The organism is Rhizobium rosettiformans W3 (assembly GCF_004912135.1).
Lineage (GTDB): Bacteria > Pseudomonadota > Alphaproteobacteria > Rhizobiales > Rhizobiaceae > Allorhizobium > Allorhizobium rosettiformans.
Map to the genome: position 1 here is coordinate 336,309 of NZ_STGU01000003.1, position 13,500 is coordinate 349,808.

At 63.0% G+C, this 13,500-nt stretch carries 11 protein-coding genes; 7 read left to right on the forward strand and 4 right to left on the reverse strand.

The genetic code is table 11. From position 1 onward, the window contains the following. Positions 1-61 precede the first annotated feature (61 nt). The 7 genes from FAA86_RS07680 to FAA86_RS07710 all read left to right on the forward strand — a co-directional run bounded on the left by FAA86_RS07680 (position 62) and on the right by FAA86_RS07710 (position 8,005). A complete protein-coding gene (locus FAA86_RS07680) occupies positions 62-2,275 on the forward strand; it encodes a primosomal protein N' (RefSeq protein WP_136539500.1) in 2,214 nt (737 codons plus the stop codon). A gap of 113 nt (positions 2,276-2,388) precedes the next feature. Further along, positions 2,389-2,772, forward strand: a complete 384-nt coding sequence (locus tag FAA86_RS07685) for an AGROH133_08824 family phage infection protein (protein WP_136539502.1) — start codon at positions 2,389-2,391, stop codon at positions 2,770-2,772. A gap of 263 nt (positions 2,773-3,035) precedes the next feature. Beyond that, positions 3,036-3,602 carry a F0F1 ATP synthase subunit delta gene (locus tag FAA86_RS07690; RefSeq protein WP_136539504.1) on the forward strand — a complete coding sequence of 189 codons (567 nt, stop codon included), beginning with the start codon at positions 3,036-3,038 and terminating at the stop codon, positions 3,600-3,602. After that, on the forward strand, positions 3,602-5,131 hold the full coding sequence (gene atpA / locus FAA86_RS07695; RefSeq protein WP_113461498.1) for a F0F1 ATP synthase subunit alpha: 1,530 nt from the start codon (positions 3,602-3,604) through the stop codon (positions 5,129-5,131). The genes FAA86_RS07690 and atpA overlap by 1 nt, the downstream gene beginning before the upstream one ends. Positions 5,132-5,160: 29 nt before the next feature. Beyond that, complete coding sequence (locus FAA86_RS07700; protein WP_136539506.1) at positions 5,161-6,039, forward strand: F0F1 ATP synthase subunit gamma; 879 nt, start codon at positions 5,161-5,163, stop codon at positions 6,037-6,039. A 24-nt stretch (positions 6,040-6,063) separates the two neighbouring features. Beyond that, positions 6,064-7,527 carry a F0F1 ATP synthase subunit beta gene (gene atpD, locus FAA86_RS07705; protein ID WP_113461496.1) on the forward strand — a complete coding sequence of 488 codons (1,464 nt, stop codon included), beginning with the start codon at positions 6,064-6,066 and terminating at the stop codon, positions 7,525-7,527. 70 nt (positions 7,528-7,597) lie between these two features. Then, entirely contained in the window at positions 7,598-8,005 is a 408-nt protein-coding gene (locus FAA86_RS07710) for a F0F1 ATP synthase subunit epsilon (protein WP_113461495.1), read from the forward strand. Positions 8,006-8,059: 54 nt separating this feature from the next. Here FAA86_RS07710 and FAA86_RS07715 read toward each other — a convergent pair whose 3' ends face one another. The 4 genes from FAA86_RS07715 to FAA86_RS07730 form a co-directional block, all read right to left on the reverse strand. Next, positions 8,060-9,688 carry a GMC family oxidoreductase gene (locus tag FAA86_RS07715; RefSeq protein ID WP_136539508.1) on the reverse strand — a complete coding sequence of 543 codons (1,629 nt, stop codon included), beginning with the start codon at positions 9,686-9,688 and terminating at the stop codon, positions 8,060-8,062. Positions 9,689-9,700: 12 nt separating this feature from the next. Then, the gene (locus FAA86_RS07720; RefSeq protein ID WP_136539510.1) at positions 9,701-10,918 is read right to left on the reverse strand and encodes a mandelate racemase/muconate lactonizing enzyme family protein; all 1,218 of its coding nucleotides are present in this window, start codon (positions 10,916-10,918) and stop codon (positions 9,701-9,703) included. 31 nt (positions 10,919-10,949) lie between these two features. Continuing rightward, positions 10,950-12,374, reverse strand: coding sequence for an aldehyde dehydrogenase (aldA, locus tag FAA86_RS07725; RefSeq protein WP_136539512.1), 1,425 nt, complete (start codon positions 12,372-12,374; stop codon positions 10,950-10,952). Positions 12,375-12,476: 102 nt separating this feature from the next. Continuing rightward, positions 12,477-13,403 (reverse strand): LysR substrate-binding domain-containing protein, encoded by a 927-nt coding sequence (locus FAA86_RS07730; RefSeq protein ID WP_246035019.1) that lies wholly within the window; start codon positions 13,401-13,403, stop codon positions 12,477-12,479. Positions 13,404-13,500: the final 97 nt, after the last annotated feature.

Below are 13,500 nucleotides of genomic sequence, written 5' to 3' on the forward strand. Positions count from 1 at the left end.
TCTCGTCCCCCTCCATAAAGCCTGTTTTCTTTCTGTTCTTCCGGAGGCAAGTTGCAGCCCGATGAAGGACGATTCGAAAAGCCTGTTCGGGGAGCTGTTCGAGACGCCGCGCCGCAGGGTGGTGCCGGTGCTCGTGCCCATGCCCGCGCCTACGGCCTATAGTTATGCCGTGCCGGATGGCCTGACGATCGAACCGGGCGCCATCGTGCAGGTGCCGCTCGGGCCACGCCAGGTCATCGGTGTGGTCTGGGATGGCGCGAATGAGACGTCAGTCGATCCGAAGAAGCTGCGCGAAATCACCAAGGTCTTCGACTGCCCGCCGCTTGATCAGGACATGCGGACTTTTCTCGACTGGGTCGCCGCCTACACGTTGTCACCGCCCGGCTATGTCGCGCGCATGGCGCTTCGCGCACCGGCGGCCTTCGATCCGGAGCCGATGATCGAGGGTTTGCGCTATGCCGGCTATCAGCCGGAGCGCCTGACGCCGGCGCGGCAGAAGGTGCTGGAGATGGCGTCGGATGGCCTCTCCTGGACGAAGAGCGGCCTTGCCCATGCCAGCGGCGTCTCGGCCAGCGTCATCGATGGTCTCGTCAAGCAGGGTGTGTTCGAACAGGTCTTCCTGCCGCCGCCGCCGCTGGTTGCGGCGCCCGACCCGGACTATGCCGAAAGCCGTCTTGCCGGTCCGCAGAAAGAAGCGGCGGAGGAAATCCTCGACAGCCTGCGCAAGGGCGGTTTCGCCGTTTCGCTCATCGATGGCGTGACAGGCTCCGGCAAGACGGAGGTTTATTTCGAGGCGATTGCCGAGACCTTGAAACAGGGCAAGCAGGTGTTGATCCTGCTGCCGGAAATCGCGCTGACTGCCAACTTCCTCGAGCGCTTCCAGGATCGCTTCGGCTCCAAGCCCGGTGAATGGCATTCGGATCTCGCGACCCGTACGCGTGAAAAGGTGTGGCGTCAGGTGGCGACCGGCGAGATCCGCGTGGTGGCCGGCGCGCGCTCGGCGCTTTTCCTGCCCTTCGAAAATTTGGGTCTCATTATCGTCGACGAAGAGCATGACCCGGCCTTCAAGCAGGAAGACCGCGTCTTTTATAATGCGCGGGACATGGCGGTCGTGCGGGCGCGGATCGCGAACTTCCCGGTCGTCCTCGTCTCGGCGACGCCGTCGGTCGAGAGCCAGGTCAACTGCATCGCGGGGCGCTATACGCGCATCCATCTGCCGACGCGCTTTGCCGATGCGGCCATGCCGGATTTGCATCTCATCGATATGCGGCGGGCACCACCGGAGCGGGGCGGGTTCCTGTCGCCGATCCTGCTGCGGTCCGTTGGCAAGGCCGTGGAGCGCGGCGAACAGGCGCTGCTCTTCCTCAACCGACGGGGTTACGCGCCGCTCACCCTCTGCCGGGTCTGCGGCCACCGCTTCCAGTGCCCGCAATGTTCGAGCTGGCTGGTCGAGCATCGCTTCCGTGGCCAGATCCAGTGCCATCAATGCGGCTATCACGAGCCGACGCCGAATTCTTGCCCGGAATGCGGGACGCTCGATCATCTCGTCGCCTGCGGGCCTGGGGTCGAGCGGATTGCCGAAGAGGTGGAGAAGCACTTTCCCGATGCCCGGACGCTGGTGCTGTCGTCCGATATCGGCGGGGTCAAGCGCCTGCGGCTCGAACTCGAAGCGATTGCCAATGGCGAGGCCGATATCGTCATCGGCACACAGCTCGTGGCCAAGGGACATAACTTCCCGCTGATGACGCTGGTCGGCATCATCGATGCGGACATCGGGTTGTCGAATGGCGATCCCCGGGCTGCCGAGCGGACCTTCCAGCTGCTTTCGCAGGTGACGGGCCGTGCCGGCCGCACAGGGCGCAAGAGCCTCGGTCTGCTGCAGACGTTCCAGCCACAGCATCCCGTCATGCAGGCGATCATCTCGGGCGACGCCTCGGCCTTCTACGAGCGCGAAATCACGGAACGCGAGCGGGCGCAGCTGCCGCCCTTTGGCCGACTGGTCTCGATCATCGTTTCCGCCGACACGCGTGCAGATGCGGAAGGCCATGCGCGTGGCCTGCGTCAGGCAGCCCCCCATGAAAGCGGCATCATGATCCTCGGGCCCGCCGAAGCGCCACTGGCGCTCATCCGGGGACGTCACCGCTTCCGCCTGCTCGTGCACGGCCGGCGCAACAGCGACATGCAGGCCTTTGTCAGGAGCATGCTGGAGCGGGGACCGAAGGAGCGCCGGTCGATCCAGGTGCAGGTGGATGTCGATCCGCAAAGCTTCCTGTAGGCCATCAGGCGCAGTTTCCGTCGCATGATCCGCGAATTACGGCGCTCAGGCCATACCGCCGGCGCCCGTTTCATGCCATAAGCCGCGCGGTTTGCTTCAACGCGGGTTGATCCATGGATTTCTACTTTCCCATCGAGTTCGGCGAGCAGCTCGCCTTTCTTTCGGCTGCCGCTGCGGCGCTCATCGGATGCTTCATCCTGTTTGCTCCGGGGCTGACCTTGAAGGCGCTCGGTCTCCACCCGGCGGAAGGCCGGCCGGAGGGGCTCGGTGCTGCGCGCTCGGTCGGGGGCCTGATCGTCGGCTTTGCGGGTACGGCGCTTCTGCTGGCGCAGCCCACCGTCTACCTCGCATTCGGGGCCGCTGTCGGCCTCTCGGCATTCGCCCGAATCCTCTCCATCATGTCCGATCATGGAAGCACCTGGCGCAACCTTCTCCTTCTGGTTGTGCAGGCGGCCATTGCTTCTCTCACGCTCGCCTATGTCTTTGGTCTGACTTGAAGATCGGTTTTCGGCGGTAGTGCTGGGATATCTCGTCAATTTGACGCAGTTTCGGACAAAAAACGCCACAAGGCCTTGCTCTGAAGGAGCAAACCGTTAATACGCGTGTTGCGAGTCTAGACCTGCTATGCTAGACGAACCGCGAAATTCGGAAAACGCAAGTGCAACATGCTTGTGTTTTTGGGGAAAAACAAAACGATATCAGGAGCTTGAGAGGCCTCGTCCGAGGTGTCCGGTAGCCTGGATCCAGATCAGGGAATTTTTTGCCCGTGGCAGACGCATCCCAAGTGATTTCAGGCGTGGCGGAGCGTTACGCATCGTCGCTCTTCGAGCTTGCGCTCGAAGCTGGCGCGATCGACGCCGTCGCTGCCGATCTCAACCGTTTCCAGGCGATGATCGACGAGAGCGACGATCTGAAGCGCCTGGTACAGTCGCCCGTCTTCACGGCCGAAGACCAGGTCAAGGCCATCAGCGCAATCGGCGAGAAGGCCGGTTTCAACGCGCTGGTGTTGAACTTCCTGAAGGTCGTCGCAAGCAATCGCCGCCTGTTTGCCGTTCCCGGCATGGTGGCTGCCTATCGCCAGATCGTTGCCCGTCACAAGGGTGAGATCACGGCTGACGTCACGTCTGCTCATGCCCTTTCGGCCGAGCAGGAAACCGAACTGAAAGCGGCGCTGAAGGGCGTCACCGGCAAGGATGTCTCGATCTCCGTTACGGTCGATCCCTCCCTGCTCGGCGGCCTGATCGTGAAGGTCGGCTCCCGCCAGATCGACACGTCTCTTCGCACCAAACTTTCCACCCTTAAGCTTGCACTGAAAGAGGTTGGCTGATGGATATCCGCGCCGCGGAAATTTCCGCAATTCTGAAAGATCAAATCAAGAACTTCGGCAAAGAGGCGGAAGTCTCCGAAGTCGGCCAGGTTCTGTCCGTAGGTGACGGTATCGCCCGCGTCTACGGCCTCGACAACGTCCAGGCCGGCGAAATGGTCGAGTTCCCGGGCGGCATTCGCGGTATGGCGCTCAACCTCGAAGCCGACAATGTCGGTGTGGTTATCTTCGGTGCCGACCGTGACATCAAGGAAGGCGACATCGTCAAGCGGACCGGCGCCATCGTCGACGTTCCGGTTGGTCCGGAACTGCTCGGCCGCGTCGTTGACGCGCTCGGCAACCCGATCGACGGCAAGGGCCCGATCAACGCGACCCGCCGTTCGCGCGTCGACGTAAAGGCTCCGGGCATCATCCCGCGCAAGTCGGTTCATGAGCCGATGTCGACCGGCCTCAAGGCCATCGACGCCCTGATCCCGGTTGGCCGTGGCCAGCGCGAGCTCGTCATCGGCGACCGCCAGACCGGCAAGACCGCCATCATCCTGGACGCCTTCCTCAACCAGAAGGCCATCCACGACAACGGCCCCGAGAACGACAAGCTGTACTGCGTCTACGTCGCTGTCGGCCAGAAGCGTTCGACCGTTGCCCAGTTCGTGAAGGTTCTCGAAGAGCGTGGCGCTCTCCAGTACTCGATCATCATCGCTGCCACCGCATCCGACCCGGCTCCGATGCAGTATCTCGCACCGTTCGCCGGCTGCGCGATGGGCGAATACTTCCGCGACAACGGCCAGCACGCCCTGATCGCTTATGACGACCTGTCCAAGCAGGCTGTCGCTTACCGTCAGATGTCGCTTCTGCTGCGCCGTCCGCCGGGCCGCGAAGCTTACCCGGGCGACGTCTTCTATCTGCACTCGCGTCTGCTCGAGCGCGCCGCCAAGATGGGCGACGCTGCCGGCGCTGGCTCGCTGACGGCTCTGCCGGTCATCGAAACCCAGGGTAACGACGTTTCGGCCTTCATTCCGACCAACGTCATCTCGATCACCGACGGTCAGATCTTCCTTGAAACCGACCTGTTCTATCAGGGCATCCGTCCGGCCGTTAACGTCGGTCTGTCGGTTTCGCGCGTTGGTTCTGCCGCTCAGATCAAGGCGATGAAGCAGGTTGCCGGCTCGATCAAGGGCGAACTCGCCCAGTATCGCGAAATGGCCGCCTTCGCCCAGTTCGGTTCGGACCTCGACGCTGCAACGCAGCGCCTCTTGAACCGTGGTGCACGCCTGACCGAACTCCTGAAGCAGCCGCAGTTCTCGCCGCTGAAGACGGAAGAGCAGGTCGCGGTGATCTTCGCCGGCGTCAACGGTTACCTGGACAAGATCCCGGTCAACCAGGTCGGCAAGTTCGAGCAGGGCTTCCTTTCCTACCTCCGTTCGGAAGGCAAGGCGATCCTCGACACGATCCGCACCGAGAAGGCGATCAGCGACGACACCAAGGGCAAGCTCAAGGCCGCCCTCGACACCTTCGCGAAGAACTTCGCCTAATTCAGGCTCAAGCCAAGGACGGATAACGGATGCCTTCACTTAAGGATCTGAAAAACCGGATCGCCTCCGTCAAGGCGACGCAGAAGATCACCAAGGCGATGAAGATGGTCGCCGCGGCGAAGCTGCGTCGCGCTCAGGAAGCGGCCGAGGCTGCCCGCCCGTACTCGCAGCGCATGAGCGCCGTCCTGGCCAATATCGCGCAGGCAGTGGGTACGGACGACAGCGCGCCGCGCTTGATGACCGGCACCGGCAATGACGACGTGCATCTGCTCGTCGTCTGCACCGCCGAGCGTGGTCTCTGCGGCGGCTTTAACTCGTCGATCTCGCGTTTCGCCCGTGACCATGCGCGCAAGCTCCTGGCCCAGGGCAAGACGGTGAAATTCTTCTGCGTCGGCAAGAAGGGCTACGACAGCCTGCGCCGCGAATTCGCTGGCATGATCGTCGAGCGTATGGACCTGCGTGACGTGAAGCGTATCGGCTTCACCAATGCAGACGCCATCGGTCGCAAGGTCATCGGCATGTTCGAGCGCGGCGAATTCGACGTCTGCACGCTGTTCTATTCCGAGTTCAAGTCGGTGATCAGCCAGGTGCCGACTGCCCAGCAGATCATCCCGGCCGCTCCGGCCGAGGCTGCTCCGCAGGGTGGTGCATCGGCTCTCTACGAATACGAACCGGATGCGGCTGCGATCCTCGAGGATCTCATCCCGCGCAACATCTCGGTTCAGGTTTTCCGGGCCCTGCTCGAAAACGTCGCTGGTGAAATGGGCGCCAAGATGAGCGCCATGGACAATGCGACACGCAATGCCGGTGAGATGATCAACAAGCTGACGCTTTCGTACAACCGCCAGCGTCAGGCGCAGATCACCAAGGAACTCATTGAAATCATTTCGGGCGCGGAAGCGCTCTGAGGTTAAGGAAAGAGGGTAAGATAAATGGCTAAGGCAGCTACCCCCAAGTCTAAGGCGGTCACCTCCGCAGCCGGTGCTCTCGGCAAGGTCACGCAGGTCATCGGCGCCGTCGTCGACGTTTCGTTCGAAGGCGAACTGCCCCCGATCCTGAACGCGCTGGAAACCAACAACGGCGGCAACCGCCTCGTTCTCGAAGTTGCGCAGCACCTCGGCGAAAACCAGGTCCGCACGATCGCCATGGACTCGACCGAAGGTCTCGTCCGCGGTCAGCCGGTCACCGACACGGGCGCTCCGATCTCGGTTCCGGTCGGTCCGGAAACGCTCGGCCGCATCATGAACGTCATCGGCGAGCCAGTTGACGAAGCCGGTCCGCTGGTCACCGAAGGCCGTCGTGCCATCCACCAGGAAGCTCCGGCTTACGTCGAGCAGTCGACCGAAGCCCAGATCCTCGTCACCGGCATCAAGGTCGTCGACCTTCTGGCTCCTTACGCCAAGGGCGGTAAGATCGGCCTGTTCGGCGGCGCCGGCGTCGGCAAGACCGTTCTCATCATGGAACTGATCAACAACGTCGCCAAGGCGCACGGTGGTTACTCGGTCTTCGCTGGCGTGGGTGAGCGTACCCGCGAAGGTAACGACCTGTACCACGAAATGATCGAATCGGGCGTCAACAAGCACGGCGGTGGCGAAGGCTCCAAGGCTGCGCTCGTATACGGTCAGATGAACGAACCGCCGGGCGCCCGCGCACGTGTTGCTCTGACCGGTCTGACGATCGCTGAAGACTTCCGCGACAAGGGCCAGGACGTTCTGTTCTTCGTCGACAACATCTTCCGCTTCACCCAGGCTGGCTCGGAAGTGTCGGCTCTGCTCGGCCGTATCCCGTCGGCGGTTGGTTACCAGCCGACGCTGGCCACCGACATGGGTCAGATGCAGGAACGCATTACCACTACGACCAAGGGCTCGATCACCTCGGTTCAGGCCATCTACGTTCCGGCCGACGACTTGACCGACCCGGCTCCGGCCACATCGTTCGCCCACCTGGACGCAACGACCGTTCTGTCGCGCTCGATCGCCGAAAAAGGTATCTACCCGGCCGTCGACCCGCTCGACTCGACCTCGCGCATGCTCGACCCGATGATCATCGGCGAAGAGCACTACGAAGTCGCTCGTAAGGTTCAGTCGACGCTGCAGCGCTACAAGGCGCTTCAGGACATCATCGCGATCCTGGGCATGGACGAACTGTCGGAAGACGACAAGCAGACCGTTGCCCGCGCCCGCAAGATCGAGCGCTTCCTGTCGCAGCCGTTCTTCGTTGCCGAAGTCTTCACCGGTTCGCCGGGCAAGCTGGTTGCTCTCGAAGACACGATCAAGGGCTTCAAGGGCCTGGTCAATGGCGACTACGACCATCTGCCGGAAGCTGCCTTCTACATGGTCGGCTCCATTGAGGAAGCCATCGAGAAGGCCAAGCGCCTGGCTGCCGAAGCCGCCTAAGCACAAGGGACTGCCGGCACGCGGGAACCCTCGCGTGCCGGCCCATCCTTCATCAGAGAAGTGAACGACCATGGCCGACAATTTCAACTTTGAGCTCGTTTCGCCCGAGCGTCTTCTCCTCTCCGAACAGGTGAGCGAAGTCGTCATCCCGGCAACGGAAGGCGAAATGACCGTCATGGCCAATCATGCGCCGACCATGACGACGATCAAGCCGGGCGTGGTAACCGTGAAGCTCGCTTCCGGTCAGGTGTCCAAGTATGTGGTCTTTGGCGGTTTCGCCGACGTTCTGCCGACCGGCTGCACGCTGCTCGCCGAATCCGCGGTTCCGCTCTCGGAAATCTCGCCGGACACGCTGACCAAGCGTATCGACGAAGCCCGCAAGGATCTGGAAGGTGTGGAGCATCACGAGCACCGCACAAAGCTCGAGCAGTATCTCGCCGAGCTCACCAACCTGAACGGTGTTCTCGTCGCCGCCTGATAGGCTGGTTACGACAAAGACAGATTGAAGCCGGGCCCTCAAGCCCGGCTTTTTTCATGCCTCGACCCTGGCCGCTGCGTCTTCCAGGATCATTGCGGACCCCTTCTCCGCCACCATCATGGTCGGCGCATTGATGTTGCCGGCGGTGATGTTGGGAAAGATGGAGGCATCGACGATCCGCAGTCCCTGCACGCCATGAACCCTCAGGCGGGAATCCACCACCGCGTGCTGGGGATCGCTGCCCATCGCGCAGGTCCCGCACAGGTGATAGATTGACCCGCTGTTCAGGCGAAAATAGTCGAGCAGCTGTTCGTCTGACTGAACCGCCTTCGACGGCGAGACCTCGTCCTCCACCCAGTCTTCCAGCGCTCGGGCCCCGGCGATGCGCCGCATCAGGTGGCTGCCTTGCAGAACTTCTTCGACGTCCCGATCGGTCGACAGATAGTTCGGCCGAATCAGCGGTGCATCCGCCGCGTTGGCGGACGCGATGGTCACGGTGCCCTTGCTGGTCGGGCGGCAGGCGTTGAAGGCGATCAAAAAGCCGGGATAGGGCTCCGGGGTGAGACCCGCGCGCGGATTGTCCGGAATGCGGTAGGACAGCGGATTGAAGTAAACCTGGATGTTCGGCCGCGCCTCTTCCGGCGCGCCTCGGAAGAAGCCTCCAGCCTGATTGACGCTCATGGCAAAGGGGCCGCTGCGCTTCATCAGCCAGGTCAGCCCGAACCGTGCCTGGCCAAGGAGGCTCGCGAAATCGCCGTTGAGGGTCGGGCGCCTGGAGCGATAGTAGAAGCTCGCGCAGAGATGGTCCTGCAGGTTCTGGCCGACGGCCGGCAGATGTTTCCGCGTCTCGATCCCCTGAGCAAATAGCGTTGCCCCGTCGCCGAAGCCGGAGAGCTGCATCAGTTTCGGGGTGTCGACGGCGCCTGCCGCAAGGATGACTTCGCGGCGGGCGCTGAAGCTGCGGGTACTACCACGCTGCATGACCTCGATACCCGACACCCGGCCGTCCGGCGCGGCCAGCAGGCGCCTTGCATGGGCCTCGCGCTCGATCAGAAGATTGGGTCGGGTCAGGGATGGGCGCAGATATTCGGCGCTCGAATGCGAGCGCTGGCCGCGCCTCGTGTTGACGTCGTAGACGCCGGCCCCTTCGATCGAGGCGCCGTTGAAGTCGTCGTTCTCGGGCAGGCCCAGTTCCTTGCAGGCTTCCAGGAAGGCGTCGCTGACGGCATGTGTGGATCCGCGCATCGGTGTCACGTGGATCGGGCCGTTTGCGCCATGCCAGGGACTCTCGCCGCGGGCATGCGTTTCCAGTTTGCGGAAATAGGGCAGCACGTCGTCAAAGCCCCAGCCGGGATTTCCGGCCTCGCGCCAGTCGTCGAAATCCTGCCGCGCTCCGCGGACGAAGATCATGGCATTGATCGAGCCGGATCCGCCCTGCACCTTGCCGCGGGGCGCATAGATCCGCCGCCCGCCGAGATTGGCCTCGGGTTCGGTGCGGTACATCCAGTTGACCTTCGGATTGTAGTAGCTCTTGGCATAACCGACGGGGATCTTGAACCAGAAGGACTTGTCCTCGCCGCCCGCTTCGATCAGCAGGACGGAGTGGCGGCCGCTTTCGCTCAGGCGGCTTGCCACGATGCAGCCTGCCGAGCCTGCACCGACCACGATGAAATCGAAGATCATGGGCGTGGTCCTTTAGCCCTTGGCCGGTGCGAAAGCCTTCACGTCCATCGGCTCCGGCGCCATCTGCAGATGGAGCCGCTCGCCGGTATAGGGCGTGTGCTTGGCGATCACTTCGTGATTGAGCTCGATGCCGAGGCCCGGTTCGCGCGACGGGATCAGATAGCCATCGTCGAAACCGAGTTTCGTCTTCAACACCTCGGCGTGGAAGCCGCCAAAATCCATGATAGCCTCATGGATCAGGAAGTTCGGGCAGGTGACTGCGAGCTGGATCGAGGCGGCTGCCCCGACCGGGCCGTTATAGAGATGCGGCGCGATCTGCGCATAAAAGGACTCGGCCATCCCGGCGATCTTCTTCGCCTCCAGCAAGCCGCCGACGCGTGCGACATTCATCTGCAGGATGGAGGCCGAGCCAAGCTGCAAGAGCCTCTGGAATTCGTACTTCGTCGTCAGCCGCTCGCCGGTCGAGACTGGAATCGAGGTGGCACGGGCGACTTCCGCCATCGCGGCTTCCTGGCCAGGCGGGACGGGCTCCTCGAACCAGAGCGGATCGTATTTTTCCAGGCGCTTGGCCAGCCGGATCGCCGAGGAGGGGACCATCTGGCCATGGGTGCCGAAGAGGATGTCGGCGCGGTTGCCGATGGCATCGCGGATCTTGCGGCAGAACTCCTCGCAGCGATCCATGACGGGCAGCGACAGCTGATGACCCGAATAGTTGGTGTAGGGGCCTGCGGGATCGAACTTCACTGCCGTGAACCCGGCCTCGACCATGCGGATCGCCTCTTCGGCAGCAAGATCCGGATCGTTGTAGTCATATTCGCCGGCGGCGTTCTTCGGGTAGAGATAGGTATAGGCGCGCAGCTTGTCCGAGACCGGGCCGCCAAGCAGATCGGCAACCGGTCGTCCCGCCGCCTTGCCGATGATGTCCCAGCAGGCGATTTCGAGACCGGAGATGATGCCCACCATGGTCGGGTCCGGCCGCTGGGTGAAGCCGCTCGAATAGGCGGCGCGCCAGAAGCGCTCGATCTGGTGCGGGTCGTGACCCTCCAGATAGCGGGTGAAGACGTCTTCCACCAGGACGGCGATGCCCGAGGGGTGGAAGGCGGTCGAATAGATCTCGCCGACGCCCGTAATGCCGCAGGCCGTGTCCAGCTCGACGAAGATCCAGTACATGCCGCCGATATGCGGCGCGGGCGTTGCGACAACGTGTGTCTTGAGCGAAGCGATTTTCATGGATGCCCCCGATGCGGAATGGTCGGACTGGTCAGTGTTTCAGGATGACGAGGCGGGTCTGGGTGAATTCCAGCATGCCGTGCTTGCCGTCGTCGCCACCGAGGCCAGAGCGCTTCCAGCCGGCGTGGTAGCCTTGGTAGGGATCGGCCGGGAAGCGGTTGATGTAGAGCTCACCCGCCTCCATCTCGTTCGCAGCCTTCATCACCTTGCGGTAGTTCTCGGTGAAGACGACGGAGGCGAGGCCGAACTGGTGGTCGCTTGCCATGGCCAGCGCCTCGTCGAAATCGGTGTAGGGGATGACCGGCAGCACGGGCCCGAAGACCTCTTCCTGAACGATCTCCATGTCCCGGCGGCAATCCGACAGCAGTGTCGGCGGATAGAAATAGCCGTCGCCCGCGGGGAGGTAGCCGCCCACTTCGATGACGGCGCCGTCGGCCTTGGCGCGCTCCACCATGTGATGGACGCGCAGCCGCGCGGCGGCCGTTGCAAGCGGTCCCATCCGTGTCGCGTCCTCGGCGCGGTCGCCATAGTGGCGGCGCTCGAAGGCGTCCTTAAGCTTGGCAAGCAGCGCGCCGTGCACGGAGGCGTGCACATAGAGCCGCTCGACGGAGGTGCAGACCTGGCCGCAATGGGCGGTCTTTGCCGCCAGTACGCTCCTGGTCACCACGTCGAGATCGGCATCCGGCTCGACGATGACAGGCGTCTTCCCGCCGAGCTCCAGCGAGGGTTTGGCGATGTTCGCCTTGCAGTAGTCGAGGACGACCTGGCCCGCGGCAACGCTGCCGGTCAGGGTGATCATGCCGACCTCGCGGCGCGTGCACATGACGCCTGCCACGTCGTGGCTCATGGCCATGATGCTGATCAGGCCCTTCGGCAGGCCCGCTTCCTTGATTGCTTCGGCAAAGACGAAGGCCGAGGTCGGTGTGTTGTTGCTGGGGCGAACGACCACGGCATTGCCGGTGACCAGCGCCGGCGCAATCTTGCGGACGAGCGTGTAGATCGGGAAGTTGAAGGGGATCAGGCAGGCGACGACGCCGATCGGCGCGCGCTTCAGCATCAGCGTCTCGTCCGGCGTGTCGCTCTCGATCACCTCGCCTTCGACGCGGCGTGCCCATTCGGCGTGGTACCGCATCAGTTCAACGCCATAGCCAGCTTCGGCGATTGCGTCCTCGACGCTCTTGCCGGATTCCAGTGCCAGCGCCTCGCCGATCTTCTGCTGATGGCGTTCGACCGCATCGGCCAGCCTGCGCAGCGCATTGCCGCGTTCGATGGCGGGCAGGCGACCCCAGGGCTTCTGGGCAGCTGCTGCGGCGTCCACCGCCTCGATGACATCGGCTTCCGTCGCTGCCGTCACCGAAGCGAAGACCTCACCCTTGGCCGGGTTCTTCACCTCGATGGTCTGACGGGCTCCGGTGTCGCGAAAGGAGCCGGCGATGAAGTTCTGGAAGGGGGACATGATGGGCACTCCGACAGCAGACAGTTCGCCCCAAGTAGGAAGCCCGTCTTCCTGCTTCGCAAGCGACTTATTGTCGGGTGGAGCATTCCAAAAAGGAATGTTTCAGGCGCTCGCCTGCCTTGGCAGGGCGACAGAACTTCCGCCGATTTCATGGCTCAGCCAGCGCCTGAAGGCTCCGACATGCGGCGATTGTGCGCTGTCGGTACGGGTCACCAGCCAGTAGGATTCGTGCCCTTCGACTTCGACGTCCAGAACCTGGGTCAGAGCGCCCGTCTGCATCAAGGGTGCCACCATGGAGCGGTCCGCTACGGCCACGCCCAATCCGTTGCAGGCGGCTTCGATGACCAGGTCCAGAAGATCGAATTCCAGTCCGCCTTGCGTGTCGGTTTCGGCAAGGCCCGCCGCGTCCAGCCAGCGCTGCCAGGTGAGATAGCGCTGATCGGCCGAGGCCAGCACATGCAGGAAGGTGAAGCGGGAGAGGTCGATCGCCTCTGCATCCCGCAAGTCCGCCAGAAGATGCGGCGCGCAGACCGCGATGTGACGTTCGGCGAAGAGCCGTTCCGACCGCAGGCTCGGCCATTCACCATCACCGAAGCGGATGGCACAGTCGATCATGCCGCGATCGGAGAGGTTGTCTTCCAGATCCGTCGTGATGCTGAGGTCGACATCCGGCAGAAAGGCCCTGAGGCTCGTCAGTCGAGGCAGCAACCAGCGCTTGGCAAAAGTGGGAGGCACGTTGATCCTGAGCCGGCGAAGATTGCTCTTCTCGCGGATGTTGCGCACCGTCATCTCGACCGTGTGGAAGGCCTGCTGGAGCGAAGCGAGCAGTTCTGCGCCGGACGGGGTCAGTTCCAGGTGATGATGGCGGCGGATGACAAGGGTTTCGCCGAGCTGTTCTTCGAGATTGCGCACCTGACGGCTGACGGCGCTCTGGGTGAGGTTCAGCTGTTCCGCCGCTCGGGTAAAGCTGCGCGTCTGGCCGACCACCTCGAAAACCTTCATCGCGGACAGGGCCGGCAGCCGTCTCATGATCTCTCGTGATTTCCCCTTCAGAGCCTTCACGGCATTAAATCAGAGGCGCTTGATCTGCGCTATGCAGTTCTTACGCGAATGTGTCATGCTTTTT

Excerpts from the sequence above, each read along its gene's own strand:
- FAA86_RS07730 (WP_246035019.1), bottom strand. The coding sequence starts at position 13,403 with ATGAGACGGCTGCCGGCCCTGTCCGCGATGAAGGTTTTCGAGGTGGTC.
- FAA86_RS07680 (WP_136539500.1), top strand. The coding sequence starts at position 62 with ATGAAGGACGATTCGAAAAGCCTGTTCGGGGAGCTGTTCGAGACGCCG.
- atpA (WP_113461498.1), top strand. The coding sequence starts at position 3,602 with ATGGATATCCGCGCCGCGGAAATTTCCGCAATTCTGAAAGATCAAATC.
- FAA86_RS07710 (WP_113461495.1), top strand. The coding sequence starts at position 7,598 with ATGGCCGACAATTTCAACTTTGAGCTCGTTTCGCCCGAGCGTCTTCTC.
- FAA86_RS07685 (WP_136539502.1), top strand. The coding sequence starts at position 2,389 with ATGGATTTCTACTTTCCCATCGAGTTCGGCGAGCAGCTCGCCTTTCTT.
- FAA86_RS07720 (WP_136539510.1), bottom strand. The coding sequence starts at position 10,918 with ATGAAAATCGCTTCGCTCAAGACACACGTTGTCGCAACGCCCGCGCCG.
- aldA (WP_136539512.1), bottom strand. The coding sequence starts at position 12,374 with ATGTCCCCCTTCCAGAACTTCATCGCCGGCTCCTTTCGCGACACCGGA.
- FAA86_RS07715 (WP_136539508.1), bottom strand. The coding sequence starts at position 9,688 with ATGATCTTCGATTTCATCGTGGTCGGTGCAGGCTCGGCAGGCTGCATC.
- atpD (WP_113461496.1), top strand. The coding sequence starts at position 6,064 with ATGGCTAAGGCAGCTACCCCCAAGTCTAAGGCGGTCACCTCCGCAGCC.
- FAA86_RS07700 (WP_136539506.1), top strand. The coding sequence starts at position 5,161 with ATGCCTTCACTTAAGGATCTGAAAAACCGGATCGCCTCCGTCAAGGCG.